This is a genomic window from Mesomycoplasma dispar, from assembly GCF_000941075.1.
In the GTDB taxonomy this organism is placed as follows: Bacteria; Bacillota_I; Bacilli_A; order Mycoplasmatales; family Metamycoplasmataceae; genus Mesomycoplasma; species Mesomycoplasma dispar.
In genome coordinates this window covers 63306-83241 of record NZ_CP007229.1, presented here as the reverse complement: position 1 = coordinate 83241, position 19936 = coordinate 63306, and the positions used below count along the sequence as shown (strand labels likewise).

Here is a 19936-nt window from a genome sequence, read left to right as displayed (position 1 = left end):
AACCTAAATTAAACCTTTTCTTTTGCCAATTTTGCGTAAAATTAGGAAAATAATTACTGTAAAAAACGCTCAAAGCAAATGACGGCGAAAACGAATTTTAGCTACGTCAACATTTCGATGATAAATATGACCAAAAATTGCTTCAATATTTGACAAACGACGGCGAAGACTTAAGTCATAAATTAACATTATTATAAATAAAGCGCCGTTTATTGACATTGCACTAATGTATTCAGCAGAATTTTGGATGTTTTTTTCAGGAAAATATTTTAATAACATCCAATAACTAAGTCCCATCATTATTGTGGAAAATAAAGTAAATATGCTGAGTCAAATTGCATTCACCTCTTTTTGGTTCACTTTTTTAACAAGTCACGGAATCATTGGCGGCATTTCTAGACGATTTGCATTATTTCGAAGTTGTGAACGGAAATAATCAACTGATTTTTTTATTGCCTTATAGTCTAAAAGTGTTTTTATGAATAAAAAGAGCAAAATTGCCCCAACGATTGCTGGAATTATTAATAAAGGCAAATATTTTTTGTGATAAGTCCAACTTGGAATTAGTTCTTGACTTCAAAGCACAGAAACAATTGCAACTGCAATTAGAGCTGAAAGTCAAAAAAACGCTTTTAAAGGTAAAAAAATTAACTCTAAACCAAAAATTTTACGGACTTCTTTCGAAATAAAAGCATTTGCTTCTTCCTGAATCCACTTTTGTTCCATTGAATCTTGGTAGTTTTGCTCAATTAATTGATCTTGATAAAACTGACGTGAATTTTTGTATTTTGGGTGGTAATAAGGTTTTTCTTCATAATATTCATCGTTTTCATCGGCATAATTTTCGGGTTCATAACTTTGTTCTTGAAAATTACGGCGACGACGTGAAAAATTTTGATTTCTTTCAGAATAGTTCGGAAAATTAGGTCGATTTTGTGGTCGTTGATAACGTGAGTTTTCAAAATTTTGTCTGTTTTTCATAGTTTCAAAAATAAAATAATAAAATAATTTCTAACTGTTTTTCTACTAGTTAGAAATTATACACTATTTTTCGTTGATATTTGTTTTCAAAATGGCTAAAAATGCTTCTTGAGGAACATCGACGACCCCGAAAGATTTCATCCGTTTTTTCCCAGCTTTTTGTTTTTCTAACAATTTTTTCCGCCTTGTGACATCGCCGCCATATAATTTTGCCGTAACATCTTTTCGATAAGCTTTAATTGTTTCGCGAGCGATAACTTTCGAACCAATAACGGCCTGAACTGGCACTTCAAATGAATGGCGAGGAATAATTTCTTTCAATTTTTGCGTTAAATCACGCGCTTTTGGATAAGCAAAATCTTTGTGAACTATCATTGAAAGAGCATCAATTTTTTGTCCGTTTAACAAAATGTCCATTTTTACAAGTTTAGAAACTTGATAGTCAATTATCTCGTATTCAAAAGAAGCATAACCTTTAGAAAGCGACTTTAATTTATCAAAAAAGTCAAAAATCACTTCAACTAACGGTAATTTGTAAATCAAACGGCGACGAAAATCGTCAATATATTCAAGATCGACATAAATTCCACGTCGATCTTGACAAAGTCCCATTATCGATCCTAAAAATTCATCAGGTAGAAAAATTTTCGCTAAAATAAAAGGTTCTTTAATTTCACTAATAAAATTAGGCTCGGGAAACAAACTTGGATTGGAAATTCTTTGAATTTCACCGTTTGTTCTTGTAATTTCGAATTCTACAGATGGCGCAGTTGCAATTATTGCAAGATTGAACTCTCTTTCAAGTCTTTCTTGCAAAATTTCCATATGTAAAAGTCCCAAAAAACCGATTCGGAACCCAAAACCAAGCGCTTTTGATGACTCGGGCTCGTAAATTATTGACGAATCAGAAAGGGAAATTTTCTCTAGCGAATCTTTTAAAAGGTTATATTGCTGCGAGTCGACTGGATAAAATCCTGTATACATCACTGGCACCATTTTTTTATAACCTGGAAGCGGAATTTCGGCAGGATTTTCAACTAAAGTTATTGTATCACCAACTTCAACATCTTTTGCGTTGCGAATTGAAGCCGCAACTCAACCGACTTCACCAGCGACGAGACAATCTTTTTTGACTTGATTTGGGTTGGAAATTCCTAGTTCGATTACAGAAAATTTCAAATTATTTGCCATAAATTTGAAAGTGTTTCCAACACAAATTTTTCCTGTAACCACACGGACAAAAATTATTACCCCACGATAAATATCGAAATAAGAGTCAAAAACCAAAGCTTTTAAAGGATCTTTTTCATCCGAATATTCCGGCGGCGGGATAAATTTGACAATTGCATCTAAAACATCTTGGATTCCGATTCCATTTTTTGCTGAAATTAAAATGGCATTTTGCGCTGAAATTCCAATTGTGTTTTCAATTTCCTCTTTAACTTTTTCGACGTTTGCCGAAGGCAAATCAATTTTATTGATAATTGGGATAATTTCAAGATTGTTTTCAAGCGCTAAATAAACGTTCGCTAAAGTTTGTGCTTGAATTCCTTGACTTGCATCTACTAAAAGTAGCGCGCCTTCTGTTGCGGCTAATGATCGCGAAACCTCGTATGTGAAGTCCACGTGTCCGGGGGTGTCAATTAAGTGAAAAATGTAAGAATCGTAGCGAATTTGCACAGCATTAAGTTTGATCGTGATTCCGCGTTCTTTTTCGAGATCCATCGAATCAAGATGTTGTTCTTTTAGATCTCTTTTTGAAACTGTGTTTGTAAATTCGAGAATTCTATCAGCTAAAGTAGATTTACCGTGATCGATGTGAGCGATAATGGCAAAATTACGAATTTTTTTGTTATCCATTTAACTTCGACTAACTATTTCTTGTAAATTGTTTCCACTACCGGCAAAATAAAAAATAAGAAAAACAAGAGTTAAAATAAGACCAACAACAACTACGAGCAAAAGAATAATTAGCGCGACTCTTTTACCATATTTGATTTCTTTGAGTTTTTGCAAAACAACATTGCCATAAACGACTTGATTTGCAGTTTTATACTTAAATTTAGGTTTTTTTTGTTTTTTTTTGAACATTTAAAACCTTTTTAGGCAATAAAATCTTTTAGAACTTTTGAAGGTTTAAATTTCATTGTTGTTTTTGCATTGACAGTAATCTGTGTTTTTGTAAGTGGGTTAAATGCAGATGAGGCAGGTTTGAAAACTCCCTGGAATGTCCCAAAAGAATTAATAACTAACTTTCCTTGCTTTTTCACAACTTCAGCTGTTATCCCAAAAAATTGATTTAAAACTAATTCAACATTTTTGTGTGGTAAATTTGTTTCGTTAGCAATTTGTTCGATTAGTTCTTTTTTGTTCATTTTTATTTCTCCGTTCATATCTAATTTTCTTAAATTTTACTTTATTTTACCATTTTTATTAATATTTTTGTAAATAATTTTGATTGGACATCCAAAAAAATCAAAATATTTGCGCATTTGGTTCTCAATATAACGCTGATAAGAAAAATGGACCAAATTTTTGTCGCTTACAAAAAATACAAAACTGGGAATTTTTGCATTAATTTGACTTGCAAAGTTAAAATAAACCTTTCTTCCGTTCACATTTGGATGCGGTTGAATCATTTGAATTTCCATTAGAAATTGGTTCAGTGCACTTGTGGAAATTTTTTTATTAAGGTTATTTTTCACTTGAAAAATAACCTCGGAAAGTTTGTGTACTTTTTCCCCAGTTTTTGCCGAAATGAAAACAGTGGGCGCTCAATCAAGAAATTTAAATTTTTGTCTAATTTTTTTAAGATACTCAACTTGAGTATTTGTTGCTTTTTCAATTAAGTCTCACTTATTTATCGCTAAAATTATTGGCTTATTTCTTTCTCAAGCATATCCACCAATTCGAAGGTCAAAATGATGAAAATCTTGCGTTGCATCGATCAAAATTAAGGTGATATCTGCTTCATCAAGTGAGCGAAAAGCGCGTAAAAATGCGTAAAAATCGATTGATTCGATTAATTTTGATTTTCTTCTAATTCCAGCAGTGTCAATTATCTCAAAAATTTCCGAATTAACTTTTCAAAAACCAGAAATCGAATCTCTTGTTGTGCCAGGAATATCAGAAATAATTGAACGATTTTCTCCTAAAAGTCGATTTAGAAGACTAGATTTTCCAGCATTTGGACGTCCTATTATTGCTAATTTGAAAAAATTTTCCTTTTTAACTTCAGTTTCAGTTAAATTATTCACAAGATGATCTAAAAGATCGCCAATTCCGTGCCCGTGTAAGGCTGAAATTGGGAAAATTTTTTCAAAACCTAACTCATAAAAACTCATATCAAAAGTTTTGCTATTTTCTAATTTATTCGCTACTAAAATCAACTTTTTTTGCGATTTTCGCAATAAATTCAGTACAAAATGGTCTTCTGAATCAATTGATTTTGTACCATCGAGAACTCAAATTAAAATTTGAGCTTCCTCAATTGCGATTTGCACTTGGATTCTAATTAAATCTTGAAAATTCTGTGTTTCAATTTGGATTCCACCAGTGTCAATTAGGACAAAATCACGGTGATTTCAACTTGTATGTTGATAAATTCGGTCACGCGTTACTCCTGGAGTTGAGTCGGTTATTGAAATTTTTTTACCAATAATTCGGTTAAAAAGAGTGGATTTTCCGACGTTTGACTTTCCAACAAGTGCAACTAAATTTTTCATAATATAAATTTTATTTTCTAAATTAAGGCTGATTTTGTTCAATTTTACGAAAAACCAGTTTTACAATCTGTTCAACAATTTGGTCTTCGTTAAAATTTGTTGTATCAAGAAAAAGCGAATCAATTGTTTTTTTAAGTGGATTCACTTTTCTGTTCATATCTAAATAATCACGGTGCTCGATTGATTTTAAAATTTCTGGAAAATCGGTTTCTAAATTCAAAAAAGCGTTCTGTTTACAACGTCTTTCAGCTCTAGTTTGCGCATCTGCTCATAAAAAAATTTTTAAATCGGCATTTGGCATAACGTTGTAAGTCGTGTCTCTGCCTTCCATCACAATTCCTTTATGATTTTTTTGAAAATTTTGCAAAATTTCAGTGATAATTTGGCGAATTAAAGGAAATTGTGCAATCACAGCAGCATTTTTTGAGATTGAATCATCTCGTAAAAAAGTAGAAACATTTTGACCTTCAAGTCAAACGTTACCGTCTAAATCAAGTGATAAAGAATTTCGCGGCAAATTTTCGATTATTTTCTTTTCGTTTCGTATACTAATTTGCTTTTTTTGACAAAAAAAGGCAATTGCACGGTACAATGAACCAGTGTTTATAAATAAATAATTGAATTTTAAGGCAATTTTCTTTGCAATGCTTGATTTACCAACTCCAGATGGTCCATCGATTGCGATATTAATCTTTTTAAAAGGCATTTAAACTTTATATCCAAAAAAAACTTTTATACAATATTATAAAGTATTTTTAAAATTATTGAAACTCTTTTAGCCATTTCGCCTTTGTTTTGTCAGTAATTTGTTCAAATACTTGATTTAATTCAGTTTTTTGTTTCTGATTTAGTTCAGGAATATAAAACATTAATTGAACTCGAAGATCGCCAACAACTCTTGGATTTTTAGGGTCTGGCGAACCTGCTCGCGAAACATTTACAATTTGCCCTGATTTATAATGACTATAAAGTTGCAGTTTTTTCATTCCTGTTGGACTTGGAACATCAACAATATTTTCGTTAATAATGTCAACAATTGAAACTGGCATTTTAATGTGGATGTCATTTCCTGATCTTGTAAAATGTTTGTGTTCCCGAACATTAACCTCTAGATGCAAATCTCCAGATGGTCCGCCTTTGTGCCCAGCGCCACCAAATCCAGCTAAACGAATGAACATTCCATCGTGAATTCCAGCGGGAATTTTAATGGTAACTTCTTCTTTTGTTTCAATTATCGTTTTTCCACGGCACTTTTTGCAACTTTTTGCAACTGTTTTTCCAGACCCAGAACAAACTGAACAAGTAGATTTGTTCTGGATTTTTCCAAGGCCAGGAATGCTTATTGTTTCAGTTTGCATTCCATAACCATGGCAATTGTGACAAGTTTTAATATCAGCTTCTGAATTTGCGCCCGAACCTTTACAGTGATCGCACTGGGAATATTTGGTTAATTTTTGGCTTATTTCTTTACCTAAAATCGATTCGATAAAGGTGATGTAGATTTTTGCTTGAAAATTTTCACCTTTTAAAGGTCGATTATACCTTTCGGAACGCGAACTTCCAAAACCAAAACCTGATGTAAAACTAGAAAAAATATCCGAAAAATCGAAACCTGAAAAACCACCGCCGCCGCCCATTTGTTGATCAAAAGCGGCATGACCGTATTTATCGTACTGATTCCGTTTTGAATCATCTGATAAAATCTCGTATGCCTCTTGAATTTCTTTAAATTTTGCTTCAGCCTGCTTTTGTTCTTCAGGTGATTTTTTGGTGTTTTTGTCAGGATGGTAAATATTAACTAAATTACGGTAAGCTTTTTTAATTTCACTTAAAGATGCCGATTTCCCAATGCCCAAAACTTTGTAGTAATCTTGTTTTGCCATATAATTATACCTTTTTTTCTTTTTTTAGTAACTAAATTTTCCCAATTTTTTAAAAAATTTATTTTTGGGAAAATTTAAGGAATTTGAGAGTGAAAATTCCGCTTCAGTGTTTTTATTTTTTAGTAATTTAACTAAAAAATATACATAAATATAAAAAAGACACACTTGCTTAAAATAGCGAGTGTGTTTTTTATTTTTTAACTAAAAATTAATTTTCTTTGATTTCAGCATCAATTGTGTTTGAATCATCGGCATTTGCATCAGAATCTGATGTGCTAGCTTGTTGCGCGCTTGCCTGTGCAAAAGATTGTGCCGCTGCCTCAATTTGGTCTAATTTTATTTTTAATTCGTCAGTTTTTTCTTCTTTTAGAAGATCTTTTAATTCTTGAATTTGTTTTTCAAGTAATTCTTTTTGTTTTGGATCAATTTTATCACCTTGATCAGTTATTGACTTTTCAAGTTGATTAATAAGTCCCTCTGCACGAACTGTTGTTTCAATTTTGTCTTTTTTAAGTGCATCAGCTTCACGATTTTCTTCAGCTTCTTGAATCATTTTGTTAATTTCATCTTCTGATAAAGTTGAAGTGTTTTTAATTGTAATTGTTTGTTCTTTTCCAGTTTTTTTATCTTTTGCCGAAACAGTCGTAATTCCGTTGACATCAATTGAAAAACTTACTTCAATTTGTGGAAGACCACGTGGAGCGGCTTCGATTCCTGATAAATTAAATCTTCCTAACATTTTATTATCAGCCGCAAGTTGTCTTTCACCTTGAACAACTGAAATTGTTACTTCGGTTTGGTTATCTTCTGCAGTTGAGAAAATTTGTGATTTTGTTACCGGAATTGTGGTATTTCTTGGGATTAAAGGTGTGGAAATTCCTCCTAAAGTCTCAATTCCAAGAGTTAAAGGTGTTACATCTAAAAGTAAAACATCACTAATTTCACCAGCAAGAACTCCACCTTGAATTGCGGCTCCAATCGCAACAACTTCATCTGGATTGATTGAACGATTTGGTTTTTTATTTAAAGTGTGTTCAATCATTGTTTGCACGGCAGGCATTCTGGTTGAACCACCAACTAGAAGAACTTCGTCTAAATCTGATGCTTCAATTTTTGCTTGTTTTAAAGCATCAACGATTGGTTTGCGAGTTCTGTCGATTAAATGAGCAGTCATTTTTTCAAATTCTGATCTTTTAAGTTCAACTTCAACGTTGATAGGTCCAGATTTTCCCATTCCTAAAAATGGTAGTGAAACTGTTGAAACACTTTGATTTGAAAGATTAATTTTGGTTTTTTCAGCTTCTTCTTTAAGTCTTGTAAGTGCCATTTTGTCACTTTTTGCATCAAAGTCGTACTCATCTTTGATTTTTTTAGCTAGTCAATTTACAATTTCATTATCTCAGTCATCACCACCTAAATGGTTATCACCACTTGTTGATAAAACTTCAAAAGTTCCACCAGATAATTCTAAAACTGAAACGTCAAAAGTTCCACCACCTAAATCGTAAACAAGAACTTTCATTTCCTTTTCAGTTTTATCAAGACCGAAAGCAAGAGCAGCCGCGGTTGGTTCGTTAATGATTCTCTCTACTTGCAATCCCGCGATTTTTCCAGCATTTTTAGTAGCTTCACGTTGAGCGTTGTCAAAGTAAGCAGGAACTGTAATAACAGCTTTTGTAACTTTATGTCCAATTTTTTTCTCAGCATATTCTTTCAAATAGGCAAGAATTTTTGCTGAAATTTCCTCAGGTTTGTAATTTCTTTCGTTTGCACGAACAGTTTGGTCGGTTCCCATCAATCTTTTAATTGAGGCGATTGCTTCTGGGTTAGTTTCTAATTGACGTTTGGCTGCATCACCAACAATTTCTTCGTTGTTTTTAAAAGCAACAACTGAAGGAGTTGTTCTTTTTCCATTTGGATTTTCAAGAACAACTGGTTTTTGATTTTCAATAATCGCAACAACTGAATTTGTTGTTCCCAAGTCAATCCCTAAAATGATTTCTTTTGCCATTTTTGATTTCCTTTCATTTTAAAGTTTTAAATTTTTGTCTTATTTTCCTAGACGTTCAATAGTATACCACATTTTTGGCACTCACAAGTAAAAAGTGCCAGAATTTATGAAAAACGTTCCTAATTTTAGCTAGTATATCTGTTATTCTATAATTTTTTATATTTTTATCTAAAAAATTATAGTTCTTCAAGTTGAGTTTCAATATTTTGCTCAACCTTTTTCATTGCCCTAATTTTATAAATTCCAATTCCAAAAGAAACAAAAAAAGCAACGCTAATTACAAGGCATAACAAACTAATTGACAATCAAGTTGAGTCAATAAAATCGTTTGAAAAACCGGTGCCATTTTGCATAACTAAATAAAAAGTGAGTAAAGCAATGAAAAAAAGAAAAAAAATGATTCCTACTACTAAAAAAATTTTATTAACCTTTTTAATTTGCTTTATTTTAGGAACCGAAGTTCGTTTATAAGCTTCAAAATCCACGACAAACCCTCACTCTAGTTTTTATTTAACCTTAAAAATTAATTATAACAATTTTTTGTTAAAATTATTATTAATTATATAAGAATTTATTTATAATTCTATCTGATAAATTTAGCGCTTTCTTATGAAAAAATTTCAAGAATTGGTCAAAAAAATATCTCCACCAAAACAAGTCGGCGTTTATCGTTTTTACGATGAAAAAAACACACTTTTATATGTTGGAAAAGCAAAAAATTTGAATTCACGAATGAATCAATACGCAAATGGCTCAACAAATTCGTATAAAACTGAACTTTTAATTAAAAAAACAACGGAAATTAAGTACGATATTGTCGGCAACGAAATTGAAGCTCTAGTTTTAGAGAAAAAAATTATCGGCGAATCACAGCCTGTTTACAATATTAAACTTAAGGATGACCAAAATTATCCTTATATAAAATTAGAGTTGCAAAAAAAGTTGAACATTTCGTTAGTTTATAAAATTTCTCGTAGAGAAAAAACAAAAAACACCTTTTTTTACGGTCCTTTTCTTAATAAAAACAGTGCTTTTGCACTTAAAAAATTACTTGAAAGTATTGCTTTATATGAAAAAGGTGAACCAATCGAACTATCAGAACCGGAAATTTTAAGTGAAAAGTTCCTTTTATGTAAAAAAATACTTCAAGAACGAAAATCAGTCGCTTTTTATGAAAAAAAGCTAGAAAATGCTAAAAAAAATCTTCAATTTGAACTTGCAATCGAATACCACAAAGCGATTATTGCCCTAAAAAATTCGAAGGTTGAACAACAAAATATTGACCTTAATAATTCAAAAAATCTTGATTTTATTTATTTCAGTAAAATTAACGAAAATAACTTAATAATCAGTTTTGTTTTTTACCGAAACGGCGTTTTTCTTTCTAACAAAAATTTTAATGTTGAAATTATTCTCAATTATCTTGAGGTTTTAATTAATTTTTTAAATAATTACTATAAAGTCAATATTTATCCTGATGAATTAATTGTTCCAGATTTTTGACCTAAAAACGTTGGTTTTTTAGACAATAAAATCAAAACCAAAATTGGAACAAGTCTAAAATATAAGCAGATTTTGGAAACTTTAAAGAAAAATCATTTAGATTTTATTGAACACAACTTTAGTCAAGAGCTTCAAAAAAAGTTTGAAAATGAGAAAATTTTGAGCTCAATTAAAGAAAATTTGAAAATTGAAAGTGCAGAAAAAATTATGGCAATTGACAATTCAAATTTAGAAACAAACTTCCCAACAACTGGAGTTATTTTTTATATTGATGGAAATTATGAACCAAATTACAACCGTTTTTTCAATTATTGTGGTTCAAAAAAAGGCGATGCCAATTATATGAGTCAGGGTTTTGAAAAATATATTAAAAACTCAAAGTTTATTAAGCCAGATTTAATTCTAGTTGATGGCGGAATTCAGCAAGTTAATTCTGTTTTAAAAATTTTAAGAAAAAATCATTTTTCTATCCCTGTTTTCGGAATGGTAAAAAATGATCGCCATAAAACTGAACAAATTATAGACAAAAAAGGCGCAAAAGTCCAACTTGAACAACATGTTTTTAACTTTTTTGCACGAATCCAAGATAATGTTGACTTATTTGTTAAATCAAAAATGAAGAAAAAGCAAATAAAAAGTTTATTTGTTGATCAAAAATAGATAACCTAAATTTCTTGATTTTAAAAGACCTCGTATTTTACAGCATCTTTTTGATTTTTGTTGCGAATAAATTATTCGCTTTTAATGTTAAAAAGTTTTTTGAGACTTAAAAAACTTCGTAATTCATTGCGTTTTTTAAGTAAAGCAGCTGAATCACTTGAATTTTCAGCTTTTTGTATTTTATTGTTAATTTCATCAATTTTTTGATTATAATCGTTAGTTAGTTCTTTAATTTTTGCAAAAAAACCATTAGAAAGTTCAAGAATTTTCTTTTCCTTGTCTGAACCAGAATTTGATACATTATTCTGCAAACTATCAGTATTTAATTTAACAACTTTTGAAAAAATTGAAATGATAGCGTCTAAAACTTTTGAATCACTTTTTTTGTGTTCGATAAATTCAGTTAAAGCATGATTCAATAATTCAGAATTATTATTTATAAAATTAAAAATTATCCCATTAAAATCTAAACTATTACGATATTTATAATTATTTATAATAAAAAAGTCATCAAGAAATCCGCTAATTATTTTATTAAATCAATTGAAATTATCTTTTGAAGCAAATTGAATAAAGGAGTTAAAAATTAAATTTAAGTCGCTGTAGTTTGGGTCTTTTTCATCAACAAAAGTATTAAGTTGAATTTTTGCAATAAAAGGTAAAAATTTATTTACTAATGATTTAACGGACTCTAACTGTTTAACAGAAGGATCAAAAGCTAAAACATCTTGGAACAAATTATAAATATTATGTTTTTCTTTAAAGAATTTCTGCACTTTTGTTGATAAATTTGTTAAAATTTTTCCGAAAAACGACCAATCACCGTCTTTTTTGGCGGTTTGAACTTTTAAATTAAGAACAATTTCGCTAGCAACTAAGTCAACTAAATTTTTGAAAGTTTTTGTTTTAGTCAAAATATCGCTAACACTTACAATTAAGGTAATTAAAGATTTTTGGTCTTCTTTTTCAATTTTAAAACCGAGTGTTTCAGAAACTAATTCAAAAACAGAATTTAGGAAAACTGGTTTTTTAAGTGCTTCGATAACAAAATTCTTAATAAAAGTGATTGATTTATGATAATTATTCGAATTTTGTAAAAATAAACGCAAAAAATCTCTAAACGATTCAACGGTTGAATAATCACTATTATTTTGAATTAATTCTGTTATTATGAAAGTTACAAATTTTTCTACTGATTGAAAACTTAAAACTTGCGATACAATGTTTTGATAATTAGAATTATCTGAAAAAGAACCAACAATTAATTCGGAAATTGTTGACTGACGAAAAAGCAAACTATAAAATAAATTAATCGCTTCTGATTGATGTTTTTGAACATAAGGACTGGAAGTAATTTCCCTTAAAAGTTCAACGATTGCTTTTTCATTCAGTGCTTTTTCCTTTAAAAAAGTTAATAAATCAGCAGGTTTTTCGCTGTTTTTTGGGTTTTTCTCTTGATTATTTACACCAACTTTTTCTTTATTTTCGCTAGGATCAAGTGAATTAACTATGTATTCTTGAGCGAATTGGATTACATTGGAAAAAAACTTGCTTTTAAAGATAGTTTCAACAATATTATTAAATGCTGTAAAATTAGGATTATTTTTATCTCCAAAAGTTTCAATTAATTGCTTGATTATTCTAACAAACTGATTTTCTTGCGAACCCAAAAACCCTGTAATTTTTTCCAAAACACTACCAGAATATGAACTATTTTTTTCATCTTCTGGTTTAGTGTGTAATTGTCTTATACTTTTTTCCTCAAAATTTGAATTAGCGTTAATAAAATTCGCTAACGAACCATTTAAAGTTAATTTTTCTAAAATTTGACTATTAGAACCTAGATAAATTTGTTGAAATTCACTTGGATCAACAGAAAAATCGGTTTTTATAATTTGGTTTTGTTCTGTTTTTTTAGAACTTTTAGAAGTATTTGGCTCAAGAGTTAGAGATAAAATTAAATTTTGAGCAATTTGTTTGTTTCCTTTTATTTGAGGTCTAAAATTCATTTGTGCGTCAAAAAAAAGATCACGGTTTTCGTGTCATTTTTTATGAGCAAAAGGATTTACAAAATTAACATCTGTTGATTCAGCGACTTTTTCAATTTCCTTGTTTAACCTTTCGATCGAAAGAGTTTGATCGTTAAGATCTAACAAGTAATTTTTCGCTAAATCATCTAAAAATTTTCGAATTTTAGGCTGATCTGGATGATAACCAATTAAATTTATGTAAGCTTTAGGGTTGATTTTCTTGATATCAACTATCAGTTTTCTTAAATTTTTAGTGATTTTTGCAAAAACACTATTAACTTTAGCTTTAAAATTTGCTTGTTTTTTGTTTTCCTCAAAATTAACGGAATTAAGACTATCAAAAAATTTACTATTAAAATTATCAAGAAAATCTTTGAAACCAACAGAAAGACTTATTAAATTTGCTTTTTTAATTTCGTCTATTAATTTGGGAAATTCGCCATCAAAAGTGCCAAAAACGGATCTAATTGTTTCAGCAAAATTAGATTTATTGTAAACTTGCGACTTAAAATTTGATAAATTTTCTTTACTAATGTAATTATTTTTTGGATCCAAAAGATAAATTCAATCACGAGTGCTCGAGTCATTTAATGCCAAATTTTTAAATGATTTTACGGAATCTGGCTGAATACTTTGGGCGAAATTAGCGAAAAAAGCGGGAAAAGAAATCCCACTAATCGAACCATCAACCATATTTCCACGGCCATCTAGGTTGTTGTTTCAATCAAAACCCGTGCTCAAAAAGTCACCTAATGCCAAATAATTAATTTCTTTTAACAATGGTTTTTTGACTTTTTTTGAAAAATCAGTAGCAATATTAGCGTCTTTTCTAGGTTGAAGAAAAACGCCCATTGTTGCTATTCCTGATAAAACAACAATAGGAGTGCTAGTTTGCAAAAAAATTTTTAAAGCTTTATTCATCTCTTCTAAACCTCGCCAATTGCCTAAATTATACTACAAAACGGTGTTTTATGTTCTATATTAATTCTATATAAATTAAGTAAAACTGGTCTTTTTTTTGTTTTTTAGGAAAAAAATGAAAAAAATACTGTTAATTTTTTAAAATTAAAGCACCGTATTTATCGACAAAAATTATTTTTTCACTAACCAATTTTTCGACACAACGATTAAGATAATCAATTGTTTTGCTTTGGAAATTAGAAAAATCTGTAATTTCCAGAATTAAGTCGTATAAATCTTCCTTTGTGATTGATTTTGTTTGTTTAATTATTTTAATAATTAAGTCTTTTATTTCAAAGTAGTGAATCTCTTTGATTGGTCTTTTTGGTTGAAGAAAAAAATTGTATGAAGATGTGTTTTTTAGTAAATAATGTCATTGTGATTCAAAAATTATATTATTTTTTATTAGTTCGTTTGCAATTTTGCCGGCTTCTTGTCTAGTTAAAATGGTAATTTTTGTTTTTCCATCAAGTCAAGCAATGATTTTTTGAAACTCATTTTTGTGTAAAATTTTCACTTTCTTAAGAATTTGAAGGAGAAAATCAGACTTATCGTTAATTTCGTTATACAAACTCATTAAATTTTGGAAACTTAATTCAAAACGTGACTGAAATACTGATTTAAAGTCAGTTTTCGGTTTTTCGGTTACTAAAGTTAAACTTTCGGCGTTTTTTTTGCTTGATTTTTTAGGATTTTCGGTCTGCAATTCTTTAGGTAAATTTTTTGGACTTTCTTTTTCCTTTTGTTTTGTTTTTTCTTTTAATTTTTCTTTTTCAGTTAGGGCAAGTTTAATTTGCTCTTTTATTTTTCTAATTTGTTGTTTTGGATTTTGGAATCAATCAATTGATCAAATTCTGAAAATTTTTCAGCCACGTGCTTTAAGGACATTTTTTCGTAAAATATCACGATCACGGGCGTTTTTTAATTTTGAAAAAATAGAACCATCACATTCAATTCCAAGAAGAAATTCATTTTCGTTTTTAGGGTCAACAACGGCTAAATCGATTTTATAATTTGAACAACCGACATTTTTTACAACTTTATAACCTAATTTTATGAGTTCATCGTAAATATTATTCTCAAAAGTAACCTCTGTGGCTGAAATATTTTGCGTTTTTGTTACTGATTGTGAACCATATTTTGCAATTTCTAAATATTTTTTAAGGAAATTAACACCTCGTGATTTAGTTTTTGTCAAATCAATTTGCTCTGGATCAATTGAAGAGACAATAACTGTTGAATATTTAGCACGTGTAAACGCCACATTTAGTCGACGATAGCCGTTTTTTTGGTTGATTGTTCCAAAATTAATTGAAAATTTGCCTTCTTCGTTAGGGCCGAAATTTAACGAAAAAATAATTATATCACGTTCATCTCCTTGAACAGATTCGATATTTTTAACAAAAAGTTCACCTCTCGTTTCATCTGATAAAAATTCAGAATAATGTGGACTTTTTGCTTTAAATTTTTCGATCTTTGAACTAACTAGTTTTTCCTGTTCTAAATTTGTAGTAACAATTCCGATTGTGAATTGATTCCCGTGTTTTTTAAGAATTTCTGCTACTATTTCCACTACTTTTTCAGCTTCTTTTTCGTTTTTACGGTCTTTATAAACCGCTTTTTCCACTTTGACGAACTTAATTCCTTGAAATTCCTGTGGTTTTTTGTTAGTTGGAAAAGTTACTAAATCGTTGTTGTAAATTTCAATGTTCGAAGGTTGAATTAACTCCTCAAATTTAGAGCGATAATGTCACTTGAGTCTATATGATTTTAAAAACGTTTGGCTAACATCAAGAATCGAAAGATAATCTGAAACGTTAAATTCAGCAAGATTTTCACTTTCATCACTGTCTTCAGATAAAGTATCGAAAAAACTTGTTGGCGGCATTTGCTCTTTGTCACCCGCGATTATATATTGTTTCCCACGAACAATTGCTCCAATTGCGCTTTCAGGTTTTAATTGCGAGGCTTCATCGAAAATTACAAGATCAAATTCAATATCGCTATTTTTAAAATATGAACTTACAGAAAGTGGCGACATCATTAGACAAGGTTTTAATTTTTTTAACAAATTGGGAATTCTGACAAAAAGTTCGTGAAACGGCATCAAACGGCGAGATTTGTTTGCTTCTTGTTTTAAAATTCTGATTTCAGAATTTTTATCCGAAAAAGAATCGATTTGTGGAATTTTTTCAAGCAAAATTGAATCAACTTTTTTACGAGTTAGCAAATCTAAATTTTTTTGTGCTTCTTCAAACTTGCTTTGATTTAAGTTTAAAGTTTGCCAATCAAAATTATCAAATTCAGAGTGAATTGTTTGATCAATTAGTAGTTTATAAAATTTTTTCGCAAAAATTTTATAAAAATTTTGCTGTAAATTATCATCAATTGCTTTTTTTACAAAATCATAAACACCTAAATTAATTAGTGCGTAAATATCGTTATTAATTCGGGAAATGTCATAAATTTGGTCAATTTTATTAAGTTTAAGTTGTAAATTTTCTTCGATTTTTTTCTTTTCAAGAAAGGTAAAATCAAACTGCTCAAAATCAAGATAAGAACTAAATTGTTGTCAAATTTGCATAAATTTTTCAACTGGCGAGAATATTTTTTTGTTCAAAAGTTCTCTTGTATACTTTGAATCAAGAAAAAAATCGACAAATTCTTTTTCCTGAACCTTAATTTTTGTTGAATTATTCAAAAATTTTAATTTTTCATAAAATTTTAGTTGTTCAAAATTGTTTTGGATTGACTGATCAGAATTATCAACTAATTTAAATTTAAGTGTCGGGATTAGCTTGGTAAGTGCAACTTTTTTCTGAATTAATAAGTGGATTGAAGGAAAAGTCTCAAGAAAAGTCTCAATTTGCACATTTTCTTTAAGATAATTTGATAGTGTTTTTTTAATTTTTTTGTACTTAAAATCTAAAAATTTAACCTTGTTTTTTTGATGAGCTTCGATAATTTCTTTAAATTCAAAAATTGGAACATTTAATGGAATAACTTTAAAATGAACTTTGAGAGTAGTTTCTAATTTTTTTATATCCGATTTAATCTGTTGAATTTGTGTATATTTTTCAAGTTCAAAAGTTAAATTTTCTACCTCTTGCAACTTAACCAAATCAATATTATTCAAATTATTAAGCGACTTTAAAAAATCATATAAATTATGAATGTTATCTAAATGTTGGTCAGAATGCATTAAAAAGAACTTAAATTCTTTAATATTTTCAAAAATAATTCCACTTAAGTTGATTAATTCTAAAATTCAAGACTTGAATTTTTCCTTTTTAAACTCATCAACAGTCGCATCTTTAAAACCATATCAAGGATGTTTTTTTAAATTAAAGTTAATATTCTTAATTTTTTGAAATAAATTATTAAGCGATCATTCAATTTTTTGAAGGTTTACATAATCAATTTTTTTTATTGTTTCTTCAGGAAGCGGAAAATCAAAACTGGGAAAATTTGCAAGATTTTCATATTCTGCAATTAATTGATAAAGACTTTTTGACAATTGAGTGCGAACTAATGTTAGTTTTTCCCCGTAATTGTTCAATTTTGTTTGAAATTCTAAATAAGTATTTTCAATTAAATTGCTTTCAGCCCTGTTTATTAAAATCGAATTATCTCCTTTTTCTAAAGTGTTTAAAAGATCGTTAATTATTTCTTTTCTGTTGATATTTTCGTTATGAATTGCGATAACCGAATCGGCTAACCCGATTCTTTTTAGGTTGGAGTAAACAACCTTAAGTGCCGCTAATTTCTCTGCGACAAACAAAACAGTCTTATTTCTAGCTAAAAATTCATTAATTATGTTGGTGATTGTTTGTGATTTTCCAGTTCCAGGAGGCCCATCAAGAATGAAATTTTCTCCTCTAACTGCGGCTTGAATGGCCGCTTCTTGCGTTGAATCTGCCTCTAAAATGTGAAAATAGTCTCTTGGATTAATATTATTGAATTCATCGACAGTTTTTTTCTTTTCAACTTCATTAAAAGTGTTTGTATTGTTTTTTATGCCATCAATTTGACCGTTAATTTCGTTGTAAAAGCTATTTTTTAATATTTTTTTTTCATTTTCGACCAAATCAGTGTAAATTTCGATTTTACTATAGTCAAAAATACTTAACTGAATTGTGTCGATCATTTCTCAATTTGATAGTTTATTACCTTCGTTAAATAATTTTTTAAAATTATTGTAATTTTCTTTAATTGACAACGAATTATCAATGTTAAATTTAGAAAGTTTGGTATCTAATTCTAACATTTGCAGTTTTTTTAGAAGGGTTAAATTTGTGCTCAAAAAGGCGTTATCTAAAAATTCTAAAGAAATTGTTTCACGACCTTGGAAAATTGTGCGATTTATTTGCACTGGAAATAAAAAAATCGGACTATAAATAGGCGTATTTTCTTCACCTTTTTCGAATCATTTGAGAAAACCTATCCCTAAATAAAGGATGTTTATGGATTTTTCTTCCTTATAATTTTTAGATTTTTGGTATAAATTTTTAACGACTAAATATTCTTGCTCCAAAGATAAATCAGAAAAAATTATTTTTGGATTAATTTTTGAATTTTTTATTTCTGCCTGTATTTTTTCGAGCGTTAAAGGTGTAAAATCCTTACTTTTATCGGTGTTTTTTTTAGATTTTTTCTTCGATTCATCAGGAACACGAAAAAATAAAGTTGTTCGACTTTCGATAATACTATCAAGAAATTTGTTAAAATCAGGTAGAAGAATCCCTAGTTTTAGCGGTGTTGTTTTAGTTGGTTTGAATAAATTAAAGTTAATTAAACGATTTTGTTTCGAAACATCTAATAATTTACTTTGTCAACTTTTAAGATTCTCATAAACACGGTCAACTTCCATAATTTCCTTAAAAAAATTTAAATTTATTAATAAATATTATAATTGTTTTTTAGAAAGCACGCTAAATAATTTCAATTATAAAAAAATGTTTTTTCCCTTTTTTTATTAAAAATAGATTATTTTCATCTTTGAGTTCAATAGATATTTCTTTCGGATCTAAAATTTTTTTACCGTTAATTTCAAGAGCTTTATGGGAAATAAATTCATTTAATTCACGTTTTGAACTAAAAATTCCCGAGCTGATTAATTGATCAGTTTCAAAAAAAGATGCTGTAAAATACGGTAAGATTTTTTTTAATTCTAATTTATCATCAAATGTTATTTTTGAATAGTCTAACTTTTGAAATAAAATTTCTGTTATTTTTTTAGCAACGTTCAAACCATCCTCGCCGTGAATATTAAAAACAATTTCATCAGCCAAATTCTTCTGTAAAATACGGTCTTTTTTATTTTTTTTGTGTTCAGAAATTAAATTGTAAATAGTATTTAAGTCCAAAAAAGACAGTCAGAGCAAGATTTTTTCAGCTTGCTCATCGCTTTGATTCAGCAAAAACTGGTATAAACTAAAAGGTGAATACATTTTTTTATCAAGCCAAATTGGTTCGCCTAGACTTTTACCAAATTTTTGCCCGTTTTCATCAGTTAATAAATTTGTTGTAAAAACAAAAACATCATCTTTCTGTTCAAAGTTTGATTTTTTAATAAAATCAAGACCAGTGACCATATTTCCTCATTGATCCGAACCACCAGCTTGACCAATTATTCCGTAATTTTCGGCTAAATATTTAAAGTCTCAACCTTGAATTAGTTGGTAGGAGAATTCTGTAAATGAAAGTCCAACTTCGATGCGCGATGAAACTGAATCTTTTGCTAAAAGATAAGCTATATTAATGTTTTTCCCGACATCGCGCAAAAAATCTAAAATGTTCATATCCTTATAAATTTCAAAATTGTCAAAAACTGGTAAATTAAAAGACTCGAGTTGCTTTTTTATTTTATTTTTATTTTTGTTAAGCGTTTCAAAGTCAAGTAATTTTCTTTCTTTTGGGTTAAAAGATGGATCGCCAATCATTCCAGTGGCGCCACCGACAACCGCAAGAACTTTGATTCCTATTTTTTGCAATCTTTGTAGCAAATTGATTGAAATATAATTTCCTAAATGCAAAGAACTGGCTGTTGGATCAAATCCGATGTAAATTCCTTGATTTGGTTTTAGGTTAAAAAATTTTTCAGCATTGCTAATGTCTTTTAAAATGTTTCTTTTTTTCAATTCTTCAAGAAATTCAGTGTTTTTTTGAGTGGACATAAGGAAA

The 19936-nt window shown here is 29.2% G+C and carries 13 protein-coding genes; 1 reads left to right on the top strand and 12 read right to left on the bottom strand.

Going from position 1 to position 19936, the window contains the following annotated elements; all coding sequences use genetic code 4:
- Nucleotides 1-3 precede the first annotated feature (3 nt).
- From MDIS_RS00340 to MDIS_RS00300, 9 genes are all read right to left on the bottom strand, one after another.
- Nucleotides 4-981 (bottom strand): MSC_0882 family membrane protein, encoded by a 978-nt coding sequence (locus tag MDIS_RS00340; RefSeq protein WP_044635153.1) that lies wholly within the window; start codon nt 979-981, stop codon nt 4-6.
- A gap of 63 nt (nt 982-1044) precedes the next feature.
- Nucleotides 1045-2841: a translation elongation factor 4 gene (gene lepA / locus MDIS_RS00335; protein ID WP_044635152.1), complete on the bottom strand. Its 1797-nt coding sequence runs from the start codon at nt 2839-2841 to the stop codon at nt 1045-1047.
- Nucleotides 2842-3072 carry a hypothetical protein gene (locus MDIS_RS00330; RefSeq protein ID WP_044635151.1) on the bottom strand — a complete coding sequence of 77 codons (231 nt, stop codon included), beginning with the start codon at nt 3070-3072 and terminating at the stop codon, nt 2842-2844. It lies immediately after the preceding gene.
- Nucleotides 3073-3083: 11 nt separating this feature from the next.
- Nucleotides 3084-3356, bottom strand: coding sequence for an HU family DNA-binding protein (locus MDIS_RS00325; protein WP_044635150.1), 273 nt, complete (start codon nt 3354-3356; stop codon nt 3084-3086).
- Between the two features lie 36 nt (nt 3357-3392).
- Nucleotides 3393-4706, bottom strand: a complete 1314-nt coding sequence (gene der, locus MDIS_RS00320) for a ribosome biogenesis GTPase Der (RefSeq protein WP_044635728.1) — start codon at nt 4704-4706, stop codon at nt 3393-3395.
- A 22-nt stretch (nt 4707-4728) separates the two neighbouring features.
- Nucleotides 4729-5412 (bottom strand): (d)CMP kinase, encoded by a 684-nt coding sequence (gene cmk, locus MDIS_RS00315; RefSeq protein WP_044635149.1) that lies wholly within the window; start codon nt 5410-5412, stop codon nt 4729-4731.
- Nucleotides 5413-5467: 55 nt separating this feature from the next.
- Nucleotides 5468-6589, bottom strand: a complete 1122-nt coding sequence (locus tag MDIS_RS00310) for a DnaJ C-terminal domain-containing protein (RefSeq protein ID WP_044635148.1) — start codon at nt 6587-6589, stop codon at nt 5468-5470.
- Nucleotides 6590-6797: 208 nt separating this feature from the next.
- Nucleotides 6798-8600, bottom strand: coding sequence for a molecular chaperone DnaK (gene dnaK / locus MDIS_RS00305; RefSeq protein WP_044635147.1), 1803 nt, complete (start codon nt 8598-8600; stop codon nt 6798-6800).
- A 176-nt stretch (nt 8601-8776) separates the two neighbouring features.
- Nucleotides 8777-9085, bottom strand: coding sequence for a hypothetical protein (locus MDIS_RS00300; protein ID WP_044635146.1), 309 nt, complete (start codon nt 9083-9085; stop codon nt 8777-8779).
- Between the two features lie 124 nt (nt 9086-9209).
- Between MDIS_RS00300 and MDIS_RS00295 the strand changes: the two genes are divergently transcribed.
- Nucleotides 9210-10763: a GIY-YIG nuclease family protein gene (locus tag MDIS_RS00295; protein ID WP_044635145.1), complete on the top strand. Its 1554-nt coding sequence runs from the start codon at nt 9210-9212 to the stop codon at nt 10761-10763.
- 71 nt (nt 10764-10834) lie between these two features.
- Here the strand turns inward: MDIS_RS00295 and MDIS_RS00290 are convergent, their stop codons facing one another.
- The 3 genes from MDIS_RS00290 to tyrS form a co-directional block, all read right to left on the bottom strand.
- Complete coding sequence (locus MDIS_RS00290; RefSeq protein ID WP_044635144.1) at nt 10835-13714, bottom strand: SGNH/GDSL hydrolase family protein; 2880 nt, start codon at nt 13712-13714, stop codon at nt 10835-10837.
- A 130-nt stretch (nt 13715-13844) separates the two neighbouring features.
- Nucleotides 13845-18623 (bottom strand): DUF4011 domain-containing protein, encoded by a 4779-nt coding sequence (locus MDIS_RS00285; protein ID WP_044635143.1) that lies wholly within the window; start codon nt 18621-18623, stop codon nt 13845-13847.
- Nucleotides 18624-18684: 61 nt separating this feature from the next.
- Nucleotides 18685-19929, bottom strand: coding sequence for a tyrosine--tRNA ligase (tyrS, locus tag MDIS_RS00280; protein ID WP_044635142.1), 1245 nt, complete (start codon nt 19927-19929; stop codon nt 18685-18687).
- Nucleotides 19930-19936 lie beyond the last annotated feature (7 nt).